Source organism: Vibrio sp. R10-SF1-ISO8, assembly GCF_059833805.1.
The window spans coordinates 85,076-104,936 of the sequence record NZ_JCBDHL010000019.1; the positions used below are offsets into that span (position 1 = coordinate 85,076).

Genomic DNA, 19,861 nt, shown 5'->3' on the forward strand with positions numbered 1-19,861 from the left:
AAAGTAATGAGCGGCCAATTTTGTATCGTTTTGACGACGACAAATAGTGTGGAAAACAGTCAGAGCATTATAAGTACAATTCTCGGAAAGCAGCTGGCGGCCTGCATCCAGACTATGCCAATAGAAAGCCACTATGTATGGAATGGCTCGCTGTGTAGTGACAAAGAAACCTTGTTGATCATGAAAACAAAGAAGGCGTGCTATGCGGAACTTGAACAGCTAATCGCATCAGTACATGATTACGATGTGCCGCAAATCGTCCAAGTTCCGTTTGTTGAAGGGTTTAATCCTTATTTGGCGTGGATAGAAGAAAATACTCGATGCTGAGAAGTCAGTAATACCAGAGAACTGATTGCGCCTAGTGTATCCATCAACATATCTTTTTGAGCGTCCCAGATATCGCCTTGTGAACCTAAGAATGCGATGCCCTCGTCACCACCGGCAAGGGCAGCGTACCACCATTCGATGATTTCATATCCCGCTGCTAGTGCCATGATAGCAAATAGCGCATAGCTCGTTGCAATGCCAAATCCCACCTTTTTCTTATCAATAAGGTATTCTGCAATCGGGTAGGCATAAAGTCCTATAGAGAAGTGCGCTACGCGATCGAAGTTGTTGCGCTCAGAGCCAATAAGCTGATTAAACCAATCGAAAGGGACCTCCGCAAAAGTATACTTGGCACCAACAGTGTGTAGGGATAACCAAACAAACATTAGTAGGTATGCGGTATTCGAAAACCGATAGTTGCGTGACACTGTCCATATTACCCCGAATATTAATGCTGCTGGGATAATTTCCGCTAACCAAACCGCGCGTGACAAAGGCTCTATAGCTGAAAATAAAAAGACGAAGCTGTAGGCAATTGAAAGTGTAATCAACGTTTTTGAATAACCACTATTCATCAAATTTCTCCTTTGATTGATACAGGTCTATAATGGCACTTAATAAAACACCGTACAATTGTTTTTTTGATGCTCAAAATCCGCTCGTAGTCACAAAATATGTTGAAACTTAGCTTTTTTGCACACTCTGTATTCAAATGAATGTCACTCGCAGCTTATCGTTTGCTTTACTTATTTGTCGCAACTACAATCGTTTGCTCACATACATAACTATTAGAAAGTAAAAGTCATGAAACTGGAAACTGTCGATTATCAAGCGGAAAATGCTGCCGAACTGTTTGTTACGTCTCTACGTGAAACAGGCTTCGGTGTTCTAAAGAATCACCCAATTCCAAAAGAGCTCGTTGAGTCTATTTACGAGAATTGGTACAAGTTCTTTATGACTGAGCGTAAAAATGAATTTCGTTTTAATGTAGAAACACAAGACGGCTACTTCCCACCGAGTGTTTCTGAAGTGGCAAAGGGCCATACAGTAAAAGATATTAAAGAGTACTTCCACGTTTACCCTTGGGGGCAAATGCCTGAAGAGCTAAAAGAGCAAATCATGGATTACTACAACCGAGCTAATGCATTTGCTGAAGAGCTTTTAGGTTGGGTCGAAGCTCACGCTCCTGCGGAAGTTCAAGAAAAGTTCTCTGTTGCACTGTCAGACATGATCAATGGAAGCAACAAGACACTACTACGTATTCTTCACTACCCGCCAATGACTGGTGATGAAGAGCCAGGTGCTATCCGTGCTGCGGCACACGAAGACATTAACCTATTAACCGTATTGCCAGCTGCAAACGAACCTGGATTGCAGGTTTTGAGTAAAGAAGGTGACTGGCTAGACGTTCCGTGTGACTTTGGCAACTTAATCATCAATATTGGCGACATGTTGCAAGAAGCGTCGGGTGGTTACTTCCCATCAACGACGCACCGAGTGATTAATCCGACTGGCGCTCGTCAAGAGCAGTCGCGCATCTCACTGCCATTGTTCTTGCACCCTAAGCCTGAAGTTGTGCTTTCTGAACGTCATACTGCAGACAGCTATCTTATGGAGCGCCTACGCGAATTGGGTGTTATTTAACCATAAACTCAATAAGGAAAGAGTCGCGAATGCGGCTCTTTTTTTTATGGCGCAGGCGACAATTATCAATGTAGAAACTCGACAAAGGACGCTTTATGTCATTTATTGAAAAGGAAGGAGATAAGGTAGTCTATGCAAGAACGACAAGAACTCACAGCGCAGTTTCAGCAATACATGGAAAACCCTTTGCTTTGGCCAATTCTTGAAGTACTTCGGAAAAAGCCAAGTGGATGGAAAGTTCATACACTAGCTTCTCATCTTGGTGATTTGGGCTTCATTCCATTGCTTGACGATTCACCAGAAAAGGACTTGTTTAAACGCAACTTTCTAATCATGAATGCTTTGTATCAGTTACAGGAAACACTCTATCCCGATAACTGGTTACAGGTGCAAGCTATGGATATTATTTTGATGCCTTCACATCAAGTGCCTGGCCATGAAGTGGATCACCATGATCCTCTAAGGGACTACTATATCCATTGGAAAAACTATGAAGCAGAAGAGGGAGAGGTGAAACGTCTTCTTAATGAGTTCTGGACCCGTTACCGTGAGTTTGTCGGAAGTACCAATGGCAAAGAGATGGATCGCGCCAAAGCATTAAGCTTGTTTGAACTGCCGCATGACGCTTCTCAAACTGAGATACGCAAAACATGGCGTAAACTCGCATTAAAATGGCACCCTGATCGAGATAATGGTGATAGCGATAGATTCAGAGTGTTGTGTGAGGCTTGGAATATCTTGCGTCACTAATGATCCTTTTGGATGTTAAGAGCTAAAATCGTAGTACTCCACCATTTCTCTTTGAAGAATCGGTCATTGGTGCGTTCACAATCAATCGACATACCAACACGTTTACAGAGTCTTATCGCCGCTTTATTGCTAGAGAGTGTCTCCGCGTAGACGCGCATCACATCAAGTTGATTAAACCCATAGTTAACCAAGGCGAGCATCGCTTCTTCAGCAACACCTTTTCCTTGCCTGTTTCTTGCCAAGCCGCAGCCGATTGAGGCTTGATTGTTTGGCTCTAGGCGTAACGCTGCAAGACCTAAGTAGTGGCCTGAGAACTTACACTGAATTGCTAGGTGGTACTGGGTTCGTGGTGACTCTAAAGCTTGTTCAATAAACATATTTGCAAGTAGGGTACTTTTTTCTACTGAGCAATCTTCTTCGTTGTAATAGCGTTGGTATTTAGGATCTTGGCATTGGTCGACATAATGTTTTACATCTGATGGAGTGAAGTCGCGAAGAATGAGATTTGAAGTGGTAATAGTGAAGTTCATAGTAGTTAGAAAAGAAAAGCGCCCAATCAATAGGCGCTTTATACATCAGTTTACAGTTTTAACCTCATTTGGAAGGTCGAAATTGAGACTTACGCATGCGATTGAGGGCCGCTAGAACATCAAGTACGCGCGGTTTGGCTAAGTCACCTTGATTTGGCATGGTTGTGTACCAATCGTCACTTAAGTAGCGTTCAATATCTTTGGCTGGAAGCTTAGACCAACCAGGTTGCTGAGCGAATTGAAACCAAACCCAGCCAACGGCATTGAGTTCGTTATTTGATTCTAATTGTTCCAAGGCCGCTAAATCAGTGTACTCTTTACCAAATCTTAATGAGTCTCGTCCTTTGGCGGCGATTCTGAATTTACCTTCGCTCAATATTTTCTGTAGCGCTGCACAGTTAAATCCTCGCGGGCGGAATGACTCAAGATTAGATTCACTTTCATTTTGTCTTTGTGTCGGGTGTAATTGGACGACTTGTTTGGCTTTTTCCGTCACATCGATTGCTTGGTAGTCATGCATTTGAATGACAGTGTCAGCAACATCTAAGTAGTCACCAGAGCCGCCCATGACGACGATGGTTGAAATATCGAGTTGTTCATTAAGTTGTGCAATACGGTCTACCAAAGGAGTAATTGGTTCATCACCCTTACTCACTAACGCCTGCATGCGCTCATCTCGAATCATAAAGTTCGTTGCTGAAGTATCTTCATCAATCAAAATGGCCTTAGCGCCGGACTCAATGGACTCCTGCAGCCAAGCGGCTTGTGATGTAGAACCCGAAGCGTCTTGGGTAGAAAAATCTGAAGTATCCTTACCCATTGGCAGATGGTTGATGTAATTAGATAGATTAAGCGAATGGACACAGCGGCCATCTTCCGCTTTTATCTTCATAGCGAGCGTGTTCGTTACCACGCGCTCACGGCCATCACCCGGGATGTGATCGTAAATTGAACGCTCAATGGCGTTGAGCAAGGTTGATTTACCGTGAAAGCCACCGCCGACGATTAACGTGATTCCTTTAGGAATACCTAAACCTTTAACTTCACCGTTATTCGGGGTGGTTAAAGTCACTTCAAGCGCTTGAGGTGCGACAAACTCAACGGCCTCTTTCATCGGCAAGTCACAGTTTCCTGAAATTCGAGGTAAGACAGAACCGTTACCGACAAACGCAAGCAGCCCTTTGCTTTCTAATTGGCTACGTAGAGCCGCTTGATCTTCAATCACTTGGCAGTGCTTGATCAGCGCTTGATGATCGAGTTCGCGTTCCAGCGTCGCTTTGCGAATAAATTTAGGTAGATGGAAGGTCAGTATGTTGTCAGTTTTTTTACCGAGCACTGATCGACCTTCTGCTGGTAAGTTGATTCTAAACCTTAGCTCAATCCCTTCTTCGGTAAACAACACGGCGGTGTTATCCAGCACTGTTTGACCTGTCAGTGCAATGCTGATGCTCGCTTCTTGTTTGGCAAACTGGGCAAAGCTTCGCGCTATAAAATCGCGGGCTGCAATTTGATATGAAGGGGATGTATCACGTAGCCAAGCTAATCCTGTGACTGACCAAGGACGAACGGCACGAACACGCGACGCAGAGGCGTAAGGTTCACCCTGAACATAATCAATATGGAATGTATAGTCGCCAAAATCATACTGGCCTTTGATCTGTTGGTAGGCATGGTAGTTTTGCTTTTCTATTTTTTTCAGTGCAGCGGAGAGTTGATCCATATTGATCTCTATTGTGGGAACAAGAAAGACGAGGATTATAGAAATCGCTCGTCTCAGAGTAAAGTGATTGTGAGCTTACTAGGAGTATGAGTACTTGGGAGATAAATTATTTTGATTTAGTAGGTGGGCTTCAAACTCATCATATGGCATTGGCTTACCATATAAGAAGCCCTGACCGATGTCGCAGCCTTCCGCCAGTATAAAGGACTCATGCTCGCTGTTTTCGATGCCTTCAACTGTGACTTTAAGGTTAAGCTTTTTGGCGATTGAAATAATAGAGCGGACGATTTCTTTATCTTCATCACTGTGTGACAACTGATGTACAAAGCTTTTATCAACCTTGATAGCATCAAATGGAAATTTCTTAAGATAATTAAATGACGCATAACCAGTACCAAAGTCATCAAGTGACAATGTCACGCCTAGATCGCTAAGGGAAATCAGTGTATTACGTGCCACTATCTCATCCGCGATTAAGCCGCTTTCTGTCACTTCCAGTTCTAAATAGCGTGCTGGTAGTTGGTAAGCAACCAACAAATCTTGTACCTGATTAACAAACTGTGGGCTCTGAAGTTGCACAGCTGAAACGTTGACACTGATGACAAAATCGTTGACATGATTCGCCCATTCAGCTGCTTTCTGTATTGCAGAACGAAGGACAAAGCTTCCGACTTCAAAAATTAGACCATTCTGTTCGGCCAAATGTATCAATGTTTCATTTGAAATATCGCCAAGAATGGGGTGACGCCAACGAAGTAGGGCCTCAGCACCAATCCAACGATGAGTCAGCGGCGACACTTTTGGTTGGAAATAGAGCAATAAGTCATCATTTCGGACCGCTTGTAGTAAGTAACTCTCAAGCTGGCTGATGTTTTTTTGGGTGTCTGAAATATCTTGCGAATAGAAACTAAATTTATGCCCGGAATCTTTGCATGATTGCATTGCTTCGGCCGCATACTTAAGCAATGACTTTGCGGAATGGGTGTCGTCAGAACTTGCCACACCAATATAACTATGCAAGTGCAGGTGTTCGCCTTCTACGATGAATTCAGTTTGACTCACTTCGACAAGTTCTCGACACAAGGTATTGATATCACTTTCGTAATGATGGGTTCTGAAAACAAACGCTAAATCTGTCGATGATGGTCTGGCTGTGATGACGTTCAACTCGGTGTGATGAGTGAGTCGCTGCCGGAATTCCTTAAGGACATCTTCCCAAGCTCCATAACCATATTTAGCTTGAATTCGGCGTCCGTTAGTAAAACCGATGTGTAAAAGGCCGATTTTAAAATGGTCGTCTAGATGAGCTTCTAAAGGTAAGGTGTCGAGCAGTTGTTGTGTTTCTGACTCCAAAGCACTTCTATTCAAAAAGCCTGTACCTAGGTCATGCAATTGTTGATAACGAACTTTACGTTCAGCGGCACGGCGTTTGTCGATTTCTAAGTTGAGAGAATAGTTCAGATCGACGAGATCTTGAGTGCGAGTGCTGACCCTAGATTCAAGCTCCAGATTTAGCTGTTGCAAATAGTGATTTTGATAAAGTGTTTTTAGTTGAGCTTCCACTGAGTCTCGAAAGGAGACCAGTAGTTGTTGGTATGTGTCGCCAAACGGGTTTTCTCGATCATCCAAAACACAAATCGTGCCGAACATATCACCATTTGGCCAACGTACGGGTAAGCCGCAATAAGCAAGTAATCCAAATTTCATATCTGGATTGTTACGCCACTTTTCGTCAGCAGAGGCGTTGGGGACAACAAGCTGCCTATTACTGTTTACAACAGTTTCGCAGTACAAACCTTGCCCTAGCTTTTCACTATCACTGACATGGTAAGGGTGAGTGCGATTATTATTTGCTGAGAATACTTCAATATGCTCTTTATGTATCCTCATAATCAATGCTGCAGGAACGTTAACTATCTCTGCGAGTAGATTGACGATGGTTTGCCAATTATCACTCATGTCTTCAGGAATAGTAATCGTCCCTGTATTCAACTTAGACATATTTGATCCCTGTGGGCTAGTGTACCAATCCGAGCATTCCTTGCTCTCTTTAATAATAGTCGTAGAAACAGTCATTGAAACAAAGATTAAGTAATTGACGCAAACTTGAGAGTTAGCATGCATCATGGATCCGCTAAAAAAAAGCCCTAAACGGTTGTTTAAGGCTCTGTCTATATGTTTGTCTCATAAATGAGAGGTTGTTTTTAAACAACAAGTTTATTTGATGTAATTGTCAATATCTATGTCGTTTAAATAGTTAATATGTTCGTAACCAAATCCATTCAAATTGAGAAACTCTTGCTTAAACCCATCATAGTCGGCAAGTTGTTTAAAGTTTGATTCATTCAGTATTTCGAGCAGTTCAGTCACGCGTTGTTGCGTGGTTGGATCTAACTCCCAGTCATCCATTCTAATCAAGCGTTCACAATCAACAGGGGGCGGACCTGAATGAAAAAGTTTTGTAGCAAAAAGACGCTGCATTTGCTCGATGCAGCCCTCATGCGTTCCTTGTTCTTTCATGACTTTGTAAAGCGCAATGATATAAGGGCTAAGTGCAGGGATAAAAACACTCGCTTTGGTCACCAAAGCTTTACACACAGTGGCATAGGCTCCTCCACCATAGTTAGCGAGTTTGAGATTTAACGAATGGCTGGTTTGATGTAGGTCGATTTTAGCCCTTCCTAGCGTACCGTCGAGGTAAATAGGGTGAGTACACTCAGGCCCTACGTACGAAAACGCAATAGTCTTACAACCCTGTGCAATTGACTCTGAGTTGATCAAGGCGTTAATCCAATCCTCCCAATCTTCACCCCCCATAACCTTTAACGTCGACAAAGCTTCTTGTTCTGTTGCCGCTGGAAGCGTTGTTTGATGCCATTTATCCGATTCTAATAGAAGTGTGTCGCCTGTTACCTCTTCGCCAATGGGTTTTATAGCGGAACGCCATAGTTCACCTGTCTCAGGGTTAGGTCTAACACCACTGGCTAAACTGTATATGACGAGGTCTACTTCTCCTTCGAAATAGGTTTCTATCGCTTCAATTACGTCATCTTTGACCTGTGTCGAAAACGCATCACCGTGGATATTGATGGCGAGTCTATCTTCTTGCTCGGCAAACTTCTTAAAATAGAAATTGTTGTAGAATCCTGCGGAACCGGAACTTTGGTCAGACGGTGACTTTTCAAATGAGACACTGATGGTGTCAGCTTTTGCCCCGCCGAAAGTGAGGGCGATTCTGGCCGCCAAACCAAGGCCTGAAGAGCCGCCGATAATGAGCACTCTTTTCGGACCTTGCTTAATTGGATTGGCAGACTTTACATATTCGATTTGATTGGATACATATTGCGCGCAGCCAAGCGGGTGGGCACTACGCGCGACAACACCATCAATGATGGGCTCAATAATCATACGGTCTCCTTTAGCCAACGATTGGCAACTAACCCAAGCTAGCGTAAAGCTTTGTAAAGTTTATTGAGCTGAAGCAATTAGAAGTGATTTATTAACTCATCTGCAACAAAATTTGAAATCCATGGTTGAGCTTCCGGCTTAGGGTGCAAACCATCTGACATCATCCATTCAGGCTTAATGATGACGCCTTCAAGGAAAAAGGGCAGCAGAGGTACATCAAGGTTTTGTGACACTTTCGGGTAGACAGAGGCAAACGCTTCGGTGTAGCGTTTTCCATAATTAGGCAAAATATGAATTTGCATAAGCAGTGGCGTTGCATCTGAATCTCGAATCATAGTGATCATGTCAGATAGGTTCTTTTGGACAATGCCGGTTGGAAAGCCACGTAAACCATCATTAGCACCTAACTCTATGAGGACATATTCTGGGTTATGTTGATGGAGTAAATGAGGAAGCCGTGCCAGACCATTACCAGTGGTATCACCAGAGATACTGGCATTGATGACCGATACTTGTTGACCGCTTTTGGCAAGGTCATCCGTAAGAAGAGAAGGCCAGGCCTGTTCAATAGGCATTTGATAACCAGCGCTTAAGCTGTCACCTAGAATCATAAGGGTTTTGCTGTAAGCAGGACTTACAGACAAAATTATAAGAACAAGGGAAAGTAGTCGAAACATGCAAACATCCGTAATCAAAGCACAATCATTGTCTAAAATAGTCTCTACCAAACAAGAACAATTAACAATCCTTGATAATGTAAATATAGACATCAAAGAAGGGGAGAGTGTCGCGATTGTTGGTACCTCTGGGGCAGGAAAATCGACGCTGATGACTCTGCTAGCAGGATTAGATACGCCTACACAAGGGGAAGTGGATCTTTTAGGTAAGCCACTTCATAGTCTTACGGACGAAGAGCGTGCGGCTATACGCAGTGAGTCTGTCGGATTTGTCTTTCAAAGCTTTCTTCTTATTCCTAGTCTGTCTGCGCTAGACAATGTCACCTTGCCCTGTTTACTGAAAGGAGAGCCGGAAGACAAGGCACGAGCAATCAGTTTGTTAGAATCTGTTGGCCTTGGCAGCCGTATTCATCATTCTCCTTCTCAACTTTCGGGTGGGGAGCAGCAACGTGTTGCGTTGGCACGTGCATTTATGATTCAGCCTAAAATACTATTTGCTGATGAACCTACGGGCAATTTAGATCAACAAACCGCATCAACAGTCGTGGAACTGTTGTTCTCTCTTAACAAAGAGCATGGTACGACACTCGTGTTGGTTACACATGATTCAAAATTAGCTGAGCGCTGTGATCGAACCTTTAAGATGAAAGCTGGCAAGTTGGAGGATTAACCATGTCTGATTCAGCTTCTGCCTCTTTGAATAGGCGGTTAGTTAAATGGAGCGTTAGTGAGATTAGGCAAGGGCAACTTTGGCCTGTCACTATCGCTCTAATCCTGATCATTGCCTGTATTTTCGCGTTAACAGCGTTAGCAGAGCGAATGGAGCAGGTTGTTGTTAAACAGGGGAAACAGGCGCTAACTGCGGACACGGTATTTATATCATCGAACCCGATTAGTGAGTCATTTGAGACGCTTGCTGTAGAAAATGAGCTTACAACATCCTCACAAACCCGCTTCGGAACCATGGCGTTTAGTGATAACGGCATGAAGCTTATCACGGTCAAAGCGGTCGATAGTCTTTATCCGTTGCAAGGAGAGATGGTGCTCTCCGATGACGAGCAAAACTACAGCCATGTTAAGCAAGGCGAACTTTGGCTCGATGAACGACTGTTTTCGCAGCTGAGTGTTTCTATAGGTGACGCGGTCACTCTTGGTGATGCTGATTTCATAGTTACAGGGCGAATAGTGGAAGAGCCTGGGCTGAGTTTTAATCCTTTTCAACAGATGCCTTCAGCGTTTATTCACAGCGATGACATCGAGCGCACGGGAGCGGTGCAGTTAGGCAGTCGTGTTCGCTACAGTAAGTTCATTAATGGTGATGAAGCAAATATCGAACGTTTAAAATCCAATATAGAGCTAACGCCAAGTGATCGCTGGAGAGATCAAAATAGCGCAAGTCGTACTAACGAAGTTTTTCAGCGTACCGAGCAGTATTTATCACTGACGGTCGCCATTGTGGTGATCATGGCGGCGACAACCTTAGTGTTAACCTGTCAGCACTACGTGACAACACGCCGCAAAACAATAGCCATGCTAAAGAGTTTAGGCGCAAGTAAAAAATGGATAGTACGCTGGTTGTTGACTCAAGTGTCTATCTTACTGATTGCGGCTGTTATGCTTGGTGTTTCTTTAGGCGTCGTACTTGAGTACCTATTACGTATTCCACTTGTCGAATTGCTGCCTAACCCATTACCGACCTATGGTTTGAAACCGATCATCATTTCTGTTTTTACCAGTGTTCTAATCGCTATTCCTGCGTTAGGGATTCCACTGGTGGGGTTAACGAATGTCAGTGCGGTGAACGTCATGCAACCTCAAGCAGAATCCAAAGCTTCAAAGGGCAGGTACTGGTTGGTGTTGGTTCCTATCATTCCCATGCTCCTAGCCTATTATGACAACCTGTTAGTATGGATTGTGTTAGGCGGTATCGTTGCGTTATTTGTAATACTGGCCTTTGTCAGTGTGTTGGTTACTCGCGCTCTAGGTAAAGTCCCACTTAACGCAGCGCTAAAATTGGCGTTAAGCAGGATTAATCGGTCAACAATGGCAACAGGAATCCAATTTGGGGCACTCGCGCTTTCTTTAATGTTGCTTTCCACCATGTGGCTTGTTAGAACAGACCTACTGACTGATTGGCAGCGAACTTTGCCCAAAGATGCGCCTAATGCGTTTGCTCTGAATATCGCCCCTTATGAAAAAGACGCTTATCTAAAAGTCCTTGATGATGCGGGGATCTCGCGTTCAGAAGACTACCCAATTATTCGAGGCCGTGTTGTGAACATTAACGGCGTTGATGCAAAAAGTAGAGCTAAGGGAGAAGAAGGTAGTGATGCGTTAAGGCGTGAAATTAACTTCACTTTTGCAACCGGTATTCCAGAGCATAATGAAGTGCTATCAGGAAAGTGGACTCAAAGCAATGGTGTTTCAGTAGAAGCAGATGTCGCAAATGACTTAGGTTTGAGTATTGGTGACGAACTTGAATTTGTTATCAATAGTATTGAAGTTAAAGCGCAAGTTAATTCTATTAGGCATGTAGAGTGGCGGGATATGAAGCCAAACTTCTACTTTATCTTTACGCCTGATGTTCTAGAGAATATTCCAGCGACATATTTAGTGAGCTTTAAAGTCGAAGACGAGCATGACCCTCTCCTCAATCAGCTATCACGTCAACATCCAACCGTCAGTTTAATGGACATAAGAGTGATGGGAGCAAAAATTCAGGAACTGTTAGGGCAGATTGTCTGGTCTATTACACTTCTTGCTGGTATTGGTGTTCTATCGGGTCTTCTACTGATATTCACTTTGCTTCGATTGAGCTTAGGTCAACGACAAGAAGAAATTCAGCTTTATCGTACTTTGGGGGCAAGTAAAAAGAGAGTAGAACAAACCATCTGGGCCGAATATGGTTTAATGGCGCTTGTCGCAGGTGTTATCGCGATTGTCGGCTCAGAAATCGTTGTAGGCGCGATAATGGTATTCGGATTTGAGCTTCAACCACAGATGCACTGGATGCTCTGGATACTACTACCAATTGGTACTTTTTTCACACTTGCTTTAGTTGTGAACAGTTTGATAAATCGTCTCTTAACCCCTATCAATAAAGCGTTTAGCTGAAATTACGCAGGTCAAGTTATTCAGTTATCCACAAAAACAGTGGATAAAGTTTGGGATAACTTGGCCTGTAGATAACTTCAATTTTCTCTCAGCCCCGAGCACGCGTAGCTCAGCAAAGATTTGTTATTCACAAAAGTGATTATTTGTAACTTCTCCATTTTTGAGTCAAGCAGTTTTTTTCATTTTTTTTTCGAAAAAACGTCATAATTTCTCCATGAAAAATTTGTGATTTTATTCATTTAGTATTACCAGTAAAATGCACTTAGAATGAATGAATTAGCCATATAAATGCTCTCTAAGACCCAAACAAAAAGTTCACCTAAAATTGCAATTATTGGCGGCGGTATTGCTGGAGCTACGGCTGCAGTTCACATGGCCGAACTAGGTTTAAGTGTCCACCTTATTGAAAAGGGAAATGGGCTGATCAGCGGCCCTCCAATATGTCATCTTCATGCTGGTGGAAATTTGTACAGAGAGATTTCTACTGAACAGTGTATTGAGTTGCTTAAGCAATCTATAGATACTGCACGTCTTTATCCACAGACGATCAATCGCAGACCGACCGTAATTGCGGTGCCATATTCCGATGGCGGAAGTCCTGAAGAGTTGTATGAAAGGCTCATTACCATTCAATCTTGCTATGCAGAATTAGTCGCTGAAGATCCAGCGAACAAAGTGTTAGGTGAGCCTAGTGACTATTACAAATTCTACAGTCGCGAAGATTTGGATGAACTGATTGAGCAAAAACAACCGCCTCAACCAAAAACGATCGACGAGTGGATGATTCCTTTCGCAAAACATACTGATTTAGATGCGCTTAAGTTCCCTGTTGTTGCTGTGGAGGAGCATGGATGGAGCGTGTTCCGTATTGCTGCATCTGCGACTTTGGCCTTAGAAGCGATTCCAAACTGTACCTTGATGACTAATACACAGGTAATAGGGGTAGAAGAGCGTTCTGACAGTTGGATGATTGAGTGTGTTAGTCAAGGTGAGCACACGCAATTCTTAGAGTTCGATTTCCTTGTTAACGCCTGTGGTTATGAGACAGGTTCTATCGACGACTTAGCGAATAAACCACGCGAAAGATTGGTCGAGTTTAAAGCTGCTTATGTCACTCGTTGGGCCGAATGCAACGAGCTTTGGCCTGAAGTAATTTTCCACGGACCGAGGGGAACGCCAAATGGAATGGCGCAGCTCACTCCTTATCCCGATGGCGTGTTTCAGTTACATGGCATGACGAAAGATATCACTTTATTTGATGATGGCTTAGTCGCGTCGAATGAATCGACATCACAACCGCATTTACCTTTACGATTGAAGCGCAAAATTCAGAAAGGCTGGAATCAAGAGGTCATTGTCGAGAGAAGTCGAAAGGCTATCGCTCATATGGCGCGATTTATCCCAGATTACCAGCAAGCAAAAGAACATGGCACGCCACTGTTTGGCGCACAGCAGATACCGGGAAGAGACGACACCCTCAGAGCTGCGGATGTCACTTTTGAAGGTGAGCATTACGCTAGGGTTGAAGTAGTAAAAGGATCGTCTGCCTATGAAGCAGCGATTAAATTGGTGAAGGAGTGGCGATTACATGACTACCAAGATAACAATATTGAATCGCTTCACCCAGTGACAATGAGCTTGTCGGCTGAGAATATAGAAGCAAAAGCGAGAGAGCTCGCTACAGAGAGGGCGTACCCAGAGCAATTAGCTAAGTACTACGGTAGTTTGAGCTAGAGAGGGGCGATAAAATCGCCCTAATAGCCAAAAAATCGAGCCCACTGTCCCCATACGTCTTGTAAACCAAGTAAATCACCACGAACGAATTTCACTTTTTGTCCTGGTTTTGCCTGTGCTAGTCGTGGTAAATCTATGCGGGCAACACAGCCAATTTTCGGATAACCACCAATAGTTTGTCTGTCATTTAACAAGACTATTGGTTCTCCATTTGGCGTTACTTGGATCGAGCCAAGTGCAATCCCTTCACTCAGATACTCTTTGTTGGGCGCCTTCACTGTGGCTCCTGAAAGCCGATATCCCATCCTATTAACGAGTTGGCTCACTTCAAACTCTTGTGCGTACAGTGAATTAACGGCGTCTCGAGAAAAATCATTCACTTGATAGCCCTCAATGACACGCAGTTCTAACGGCAAGTTATAGTCAGGCTTATATCTGAAGGTCATCTGTACAGAGTTTGATGACATAGTGTGTTGGCTAAAAGGTAAAACATCACCAACTTGTAGTGAGGTTCCACTTTTTAGCCCACCTAATTGATCACGCTCTACAGTAGCAGAGCTACCGAGTTGAGTCGGTACATCAAATCCTCCTTTAACGGCTAGGTAGGCTCTTAGACCGTTACGCGGAAGGCCAAAAGTGATTGTTTGTCCTTTTAAGGCACGAAATGTAGACCAGTTTTCAATACTTATTCCATCTAATTTTGCATTTAAATCGCCTCCAGCTATGGCAAGCTCGCAAGAATGATGGATCAAAAACTCTGCTTGACCTAAGGTGATCTCAAGCGTTGGCATGTTGATGGTATTACCCAGAAGATGGTTTGCCCAGCTGTAGGCGTAATCATCTACAGGGCCTCCTTGAGCAATACCAAAATGTGCTAAACCAAACCGGCCAAAGTCTTGAATAAGCGTCTGTTGTCCGGGTTTAACCACTTCAATATAGTTTTCAATTGTCATTGCCACCCCTCACTGATTGTTCCGCCAAGCTTTAGAAACTCTTTCTGGTTAATCGCTTTGAATTTAATTCTGGTCCCTATAGAAAAGGGCAAAATTTTAGCGCTTGTTGGGTGATAAAGTTCAACAGGACAATTGCCGATGATATTCCAACCTCCAGGTGTTTCACTTGGGTACACGGCGGTTTGATTGTTGGCGATGGCAACGCTACCTTTAGGCACGGTTACTCTTGGGGTCGGCTTTCTAGGTCGTCTAATGGTTTCTGCAACGTCAGAGAGAAATGCGAACCCTGCGGTAAATCCTATTGCTCCAACGGTATATTCCGTTTCCGAGTGCGCTTTGATGACGGATTCGATGGAGTGGCCTGATTCTACGTAATCTTTTAGGTCAGGGCCGACGGAAAGATCGTAATAAACTGGTAACTCAATGACTTCAGAAACATGTGCTTCTGGCATGTTGAGTAGCGCTTGAGTTACTAATTTTTCGAGATAAGGGACGAACTCAAAAATAGAAATGCGGTGTGGAAGGTAGTCAACAAGAATTGAATCAAAAGATGGGGTTACATTCATTACCCAAGCACCGAGTTGATTGGTGAGATATTGGCTAATTTCGCCTATAACCCAAGATAGGTGATCATTGGGTTCGCTATGAAAGCGGATCAAAATTGAACACTCCGCGACGGGGTCGATAGAGGTATCGATAATCATGGATTGTGATTCTCCTTATCAAGCAGAGATCTAATCTGTTTAATCATAGCGACACCTTCTTGATTATCGCCGTGGACACAAATGGTATCGGCTTCAAGTGGGATAGAGAATCCATCAATAGTTCGGACTTTTCCGTAACGTGCAATTTGTAAAACCTGACTCAAAATATCTTCGTGACTCGTTAACACGGCTTTGTCTTGTCCACGCGGAGCCAAAAATCCATTCGCCAAATAACTGCGGTCTGCAAATGCTTCAAACAACAAGGGAACATCGTAGCGATCTGCGATATCTAGGTAAGGTTGGGTGTCAGCGACGGCAAGTGTCATTAGTGGTAAGCCAAAGCTTGATACCGCATCTACAACAGACTCGAAAATAGAAAGGTCTTTAAGCATATCATTGTAGAGAGCACCATGAGGTTTCACATAGCTAAGGTCTTTGTTGTGGCTATCCGCGAGCCCTTTTAGGGCCCCAATCTGATAGATCAACATATTAGTGATTTCATCGGGAGCCAGATTCATACTGCGCCGACCAAATCCTTGCAAATCAGGGTAACTAGGATGAGCGCCAATTTGAACATCGTACTTGATGGCAAGCTTTATCGTTTCATTCATCACTTGCGGATCAGATGCATGAAAGCCACAAGCGATATTCGCCATGTGGATATGGGGCATTACAGATTCATCGGCACCCATTTTCCAAGCGCCGAAACTTTCCCCCATATCACAATTAAGACAGATCGAACGTTTTTCCATTGACGAAAAATTTCCTTATTTAAATCATCTACTAAGATGTTTCAATTACTTTTGCTAAACAGTGATCAAACTCATTATTTGGTGAATAATTAATAAAAACAGTTCAATTCGGGGCGCTATCCATGAACTAAGTGTCTATCGTTTGTAGAGAGTGTTGCTACTAGATACATATAGCAATGGAGCCAAGCCGTTTTCTAATCGTCAGTGAGTACAGGAGTTAGATTGATACCATTTAGGCATTTATCTCTAAAGAGTAAGCTAATTGTACCGATTGTGTTCTTTACAGGGATTGTTTTTGTCTTTTCTCAGGGATATTCATTGCTTCAGTCCTATCTCACTCAAAAAGATAATCTCCTAAATAGAGCTGGTGTTTTGGCAACTGGTGTCGCGTATAGCCTCCAAACCGTTATTCTTGCAGGAGACAAAAGCACTGCAGAAAGAATATTGGTTGCTTTTGCGGCCGATGAAGATGTCGTCCGGGTAAAGCTTTATATGACCGATGGCCAGCTTTTTGCGATGTATGAGAAGCAGGGCGCGATCGCCCCAGTACCAACGGAAAAGCAGAGAGCAGAGATTCGAAACAACCGGTATGCCATGAGTGATGAGCATATCTTTTTACTGGTGCCCATTAAAAGTGATTCAGATGTGATCGCGCATTTGCGCATTACGCTATCTAAACAATCACTTAATGCCATTTATCTAGACGCAATGTCTAGTAGTATGAACTATCTGTTGTTACTCGCCGTGTCAGCACTTGTCCTTTACCTGATGGTGGAAATGTACATTATTAGGCCCGTCTACAGGTTGAGTTCTGGAATTTGGTCCTACATCGAAAATAAACGCGAAACGTTAAACATAACTCATGCCGCAGATGATGAGATAGGTGGGCTGGTTCAAGCGTTTAATACCATGTTAGACCGATTAAATGAACGCGACATACAAGTTACTAATACATTAAAAAAACTGGAACAAGAAAAATCGTTCGCTAATGAAGTTATTGAAACGGTCAAGCATGCGCTAGTCGTGTTGAATGCAGCTGGCGAAGTTGTGCATTTCAACGCAGCAACCTGTGATATTTTTCGTCGCACTCCCGCTTATCTTAAAGGCGCGCGACTTGCGGAGTTGCTTGGCGATGGTGGACAACCAATTATATCGACAGCGCTACAAAAGGATGCGGAAATCTCCGATAGGCAGTTGTGGATACGCGACGTGTTTGGAAACCATCAACTTTTGTGTGTTAATGCTACTCAGTTGAGTAAAGGTGAACAGGTACTATTTGCCATACAAGATGTGACTGAAGTGGAATCGGCACAGAGGAGACAACGACTCGCCGCAGGCGTGTTTGAGAATAGCAAGGATGGCCTTATAGTTACGAACCAGTTAGACACCATTACGATGGTTAACCCTGCGGTATCGAAGCTTCTTGGTCACTCCCAGCAAGATTTATTGGGAAAACGACCTGATCAAATATTTGATTGGCAGCAATTCAAATCTCTTATGCCGGTGATTAAGGAATCAGTCGTTAAACATGGTCAGTGGCAAGGCGAAGTCTGGGAGCAACACAAGCTCGGACACAAGAAAGTCCCGCTGTTTGTCAAAGTATCGCGAATAGCGAGTAGCGAAAAACAAGATGAATATGATTTCGTCTATCTGTTGAGCGATCTGTCAAGCGACAAAGAAATGGAAAGGCTCGACTACCTTGCTCACCATGATTCATTGACCGGGTTAGCCAACAGAACTGAATTGTATAGAGTGCTTGACGGAATGTTAAAAACGGAACGTCGTAATTGCTGTGGTTTAGCACTGCTCTATATTGACCTCGATGGATTTAAATCTGTTAACGATACATATGGTCATGATGCAGGAGATGAAGTGTTAAAGCAGGTAGCTAAACGACTGCTTGCACTCGTCCATGAAGGTGATCTCGTCGCTAGGCTTTCTGGCGACGAATTTGTCGTCGTCATCAGTTGTATCGACAAAGATGCAGCGACGTCCTTCGCAAGTAAAGCCATTCAGCGTTTAGAACAACGTATAGAATATAGAAATCAGTTTCTGAGTGTGGGAGCAAGCGTAGGAGTTCAATATACCGAGCAGCGAGAATCTGATATTGAAGCGTTGTTAAAAGCGGCGGATACGGCGATGTATCATGCTAAAACCAGTGGAAAGGGGCAATATGTTATCCATCTTGAGAAAAACGAAACAAACGTCAGCTAGCCACTTTGGCTAAGAGGTAAATTGAATTAGTATAAGAGCATGTTTTTAAAAGGTTAGCGACATGAAAGTTTTAGTAACCGGTGGAATGGGTTATATAGGTAGCCACACTTGTATTCAGATGATTGAAGCAGGAATGACTCCTGTGATTTATGACAATCTATATAATAGTAAGCAGTCGGTGTTAGATCGAATCGAGAAAGTCACAGGAACTAGACTCGATTTCGTCCATGGAGATATTCGTGATAAAGCCCAGCTTGTCGAAGTATTGAAGAAACATAGTGTAGAGGCGGTTATTCACTTTGCAGGACTGAAAGCCGTAGGAGAGTCGGTGGAAAAACCACTGGAGTACTACGACAATAACGTCAACGGAACACTTGTTTTGATTGACGCTATGCGTGAAGCGCACGTGAAAACAATGGTGTTCTCATCTTCAGCAACGGTTTATGGTGACCCTGCTTCAGTGCCTATTCGTGAAGATTTTCCTACAAGTGCAACTAATCCTTATGGTCGCAGTAAGCTTATGGTTGAAGAGTGCTTGACCGACTTCCAAAAGGCTAACCCAGATTGGAGTATTACTTTGCTCCGCTACTTTAATCCTGTTGGATCACATCCGTCAGGTGAGTTAGGTGAAGATCCTCAGGGCATTCCGAATAACTTGATGCCTTTCGTTTCGCAAGTGGCAGTAGGGCGCAGAGAGTGTCTATCTGTATTTGGTGAAGATTACCCGACACCGGATGGTACTGGAGTACGTGACTACATTCATGTTATGGATCTGTCTGATGGTCATATTGCTGCTTTACAGAAAGTTGGACAAACTTCAGGTTTACATATCTACAACCTAGGAACAGGTAATGGATCTAGTGTTTTGGATATGGTCAAAGCATTTGAAAAAGCATCGGGTAAAACCGTTGCTTATAAAGTCGTTGAACGTAGACCGGGCGATATTGCTGAATGCTGGGCAGATCCGGCTAAAGCAAAGCAAGATCTTAATTGGCAAGCGGTTCGTAGTTTAGAGCAAATGACCGAAGATACTTGGCGCTGGCAATCGAATAACCCGAATGGTTATCCAGAGTAATACCAATCGCATTAATTAGATGTTCAGAAAATTGCTTAGGAAAAATCGCTAAGAACAAGGCAAAGATTGTAGCTAGCTAGTTTTTCTACCTTCACCATTCTTTGAAGACACAGCTTTAACGCAGTTATAAGCGGTTTTAACAAGCAAGAATGACCAGATAATTGGTGTGATTGGTATAACAACCAACGAAAAGTAGAAAGCCACCTTAGCGAAACTAAGGTGGCTTTTTTTATGTTCGATACAAAATAGGCAAAATTGA

General features: G+C 43.4%; 17 protein-coding genes. 8 read left to right on the forward strand and 9 right to left on the reverse strand.

From position 1 onward, the window contains the following. The first annotated feature begins 6 nt into the window (after positions 1-6). On the forward strand, positions 7-327 hold the full coding sequence (gene cutA, locus AC6R00_RS15130; RefSeq protein ID WP_500640979.1) for a divalent-cation tolerance protein CutA: 321 nt from the start codon (positions 7-9) through the stop codon (positions 325-327). Here the strand turns inward: cutA and AC6R00_RS15135 are convergent. Next, on the reverse strand, positions 291-902 hold the full coding sequence (locus AC6R00_RS15135; protein WP_500640980.1) for a DUF2238 domain-containing protein: 612 nt from the start codon (positions 900-902) through the stop codon (positions 291-293). The genes cutA and AC6R00_RS15135 overlap by 37 nt on opposite strands. A 229-nt stretch (positions 903-1,131) precedes the next feature. Here AC6R00_RS15135 and AC6R00_RS15140 point away from each other — a divergent pair, with 229 nt between their 5' ends. Next, the gene (locus tag AC6R00_RS15140; protein WP_500640981.1) at positions 1,132-1,971 is read left to right on the forward strand and encodes an isopenicillin N synthase family dioxygenase; all 840 of its coding nucleotides are present in this window, start codon (positions 1,132-1,134) and stop codon (positions 1,969-1,971) included. A gap of 132 nt (positions 1,972-2,103) precedes the next feature. Then, on the forward strand, positions 2,104-2,721 hold the full coding sequence (locus tag AC6R00_RS15145) for a DNA-J related domain-containing protein (protein WP_500640982.1): 618 nt from the start codon (positions 2,104-2,106) through the stop codon (positions 2,719-2,721). On the opposite strand, the gene AC6R00_RS15150 is transcribed toward AC6R00_RS15145, so the two are convergent. From AC6R00_RS15150 to tesA, 5 genes are all read right to left on the reverse strand, one after another. Then, positions 2,718-3,251, reverse strand: coding sequence for a GNAT family N-acetyltransferase (locus AC6R00_RS15150; protein ID WP_500640983.1), 534 nt, complete (start codon positions 3,249-3,251; stop codon positions 2,718-2,720). The genes AC6R00_RS15145 and AC6R00_RS15150 overlap by 4 nt on opposite strands. A gap of 64 nt (positions 3,252-3,315) precedes the next feature. After that, positions 3,316-4,971, reverse strand: a complete 1,656-nt coding sequence (locus tag AC6R00_RS15155; protein WP_500640984.1) for a P-loop domain-containing protein — start codon at positions 4,969-4,971, stop codon at positions 3,316-3,318. Between the two features lie 78 nt (positions 4,972-5,049). Continuing rightward, on the reverse strand, positions 5,050-6,972 hold the full coding sequence (locus AC6R00_RS15160) for a bifunctional diguanylate cyclase/phosphodiesterase (RefSeq protein WP_500640985.1): 1,923 nt from the start codon (positions 6,970-6,972) through the stop codon (positions 5,050-5,052). A gap of 216 nt (positions 6,973-7,188) precedes the next feature. After that, positions 7,189-8,379: an enoyl-ACP reductase FabV gene (gene fabV, locus AC6R00_RS15165; protein ID WP_500640986.1), complete on the reverse strand. Its 1,191-nt coding sequence runs from the start codon at positions 8,377-8,379 to the stop codon at positions 7,189-7,191. Positions 8,380-8,456: 77 nt separating this feature from the next. Then, positions 8,457-9,056, reverse strand: a complete 600-nt coding sequence (gene tesA / locus AC6R00_RS15170; protein WP_500640987.1) for a multifunctional acyl-CoA thioesterase I/protease I/lysophospholipase L1 — start codon at positions 9,054-9,056, stop codon at positions 8,457-8,459. On the opposite strand from tesA, the gene AC6R00_RS15175 reads away from it, so the two are divergent. The 3 genes from AC6R00_RS15175 (at position 9,055) to AC6R00_RS15185 (ending at position 13,904) form a co-directional block, all read left to right on the forward strand. Beyond that, positions 9,055-9,726, forward strand: coding sequence for an ABC transporter ATP-binding protein (locus AC6R00_RS15175; protein WP_500640988.1), 672 nt, complete (start codon positions 9,055-9,057; stop codon positions 9,724-9,726). The genes tesA and AC6R00_RS15175 overlap by 2 nt on opposite strands. A 2-nt stretch (positions 9,727-9,728) precedes the next feature. Continuing rightward, entirely contained in the window at positions 9,729-12,170 is a 2,442-nt protein-coding gene (locus tag AC6R00_RS15180; RefSeq protein WP_500640989.1) for an ABC transporter permease, read from the forward strand. Between the two features lie 288 nt (positions 12,171-12,458). Beyond that, the gene (locus tag AC6R00_RS15185) at positions 12,459-13,904 is read left to right on the forward strand and encodes an FAD-dependent oxidoreductase (protein WP_500640990.1); all 1,446 of its coding nucleotides are present in this window, start codon (positions 12,459-12,461) and stop codon (positions 13,902-13,904) included. A 20-nt stretch (positions 13,905-13,924) separates the two neighbouring features. Here AC6R00_RS15185 and AC6R00_RS15190 read toward each other — a convergent pair whose 3' ends face one another. The 3 genes from AC6R00_RS15190 to AC6R00_RS15200 are packed head-to-tail and all read right to left on the reverse strand — an operon-like array spanning position 13,925 to position 16,313. Next, positions 13,925-14,857, reverse strand: a complete 933-nt coding sequence (locus AC6R00_RS15190) for a 5-oxoprolinase subunit C family protein (protein WP_500640991.1) — start codon at positions 14,855-14,857, stop codon at positions 13,925-13,927. Further along, positions 14,854-15,561 (reverse strand): 5-oxoprolinase subunit B family protein, encoded by a 708-nt coding sequence (locus tag AC6R00_RS15195; protein ID WP_500640992.1) that lies wholly within the window; start codon positions 15,559-15,561, stop codon positions 14,854-14,856. The genes AC6R00_RS15190 and AC6R00_RS15195 overlap by 4 nt, the downstream gene beginning before the upstream one ends. After that, the gene (locus AC6R00_RS15200; protein WP_500640993.1) at positions 15,558-16,313 is read right to left on the reverse strand and encodes a 5-oxoprolinase subunit PxpA; all 756 of its coding nucleotides are present in this window, start codon (positions 16,311-16,313) and stop codon (positions 15,558-15,560) included. Before AC6R00_RS15200 ends, AC6R00_RS15195 begins: the two co-directional genes overlap by 4 nt. A gap of 222 nt (positions 16,314-16,535) precedes the next feature. On the opposite strand from AC6R00_RS15200, the gene AC6R00_RS15205 reads away from it, so the two are divergent. Both AC6R00_RS15205 and galE read left to right on the forward strand, forming a co-directional pair. Further along, positions 16,536-18,527, forward strand: coding sequence for a diguanylate cyclase domain-containing protein (locus AC6R00_RS15205; RefSeq protein WP_500640994.1), 1,992 nt, complete (start codon positions 16,536-16,538; stop codon positions 18,525-18,527). A gap of 61 nt (positions 18,528-18,588) precedes the next feature. Next, the gene (gene galE / locus AC6R00_RS15210) at positions 18,589-19,602 is read left to right on the forward strand and encodes a UDP-glucose 4-epimerase GalE (RefSeq protein ID WP_500640995.1); all 1,014 of its coding nucleotides are present in this window, start codon (positions 18,589-18,591) and stop codon (positions 19,600-19,602) included. Positions 19,603-19,861: the final 259 nt, after the last annotated feature.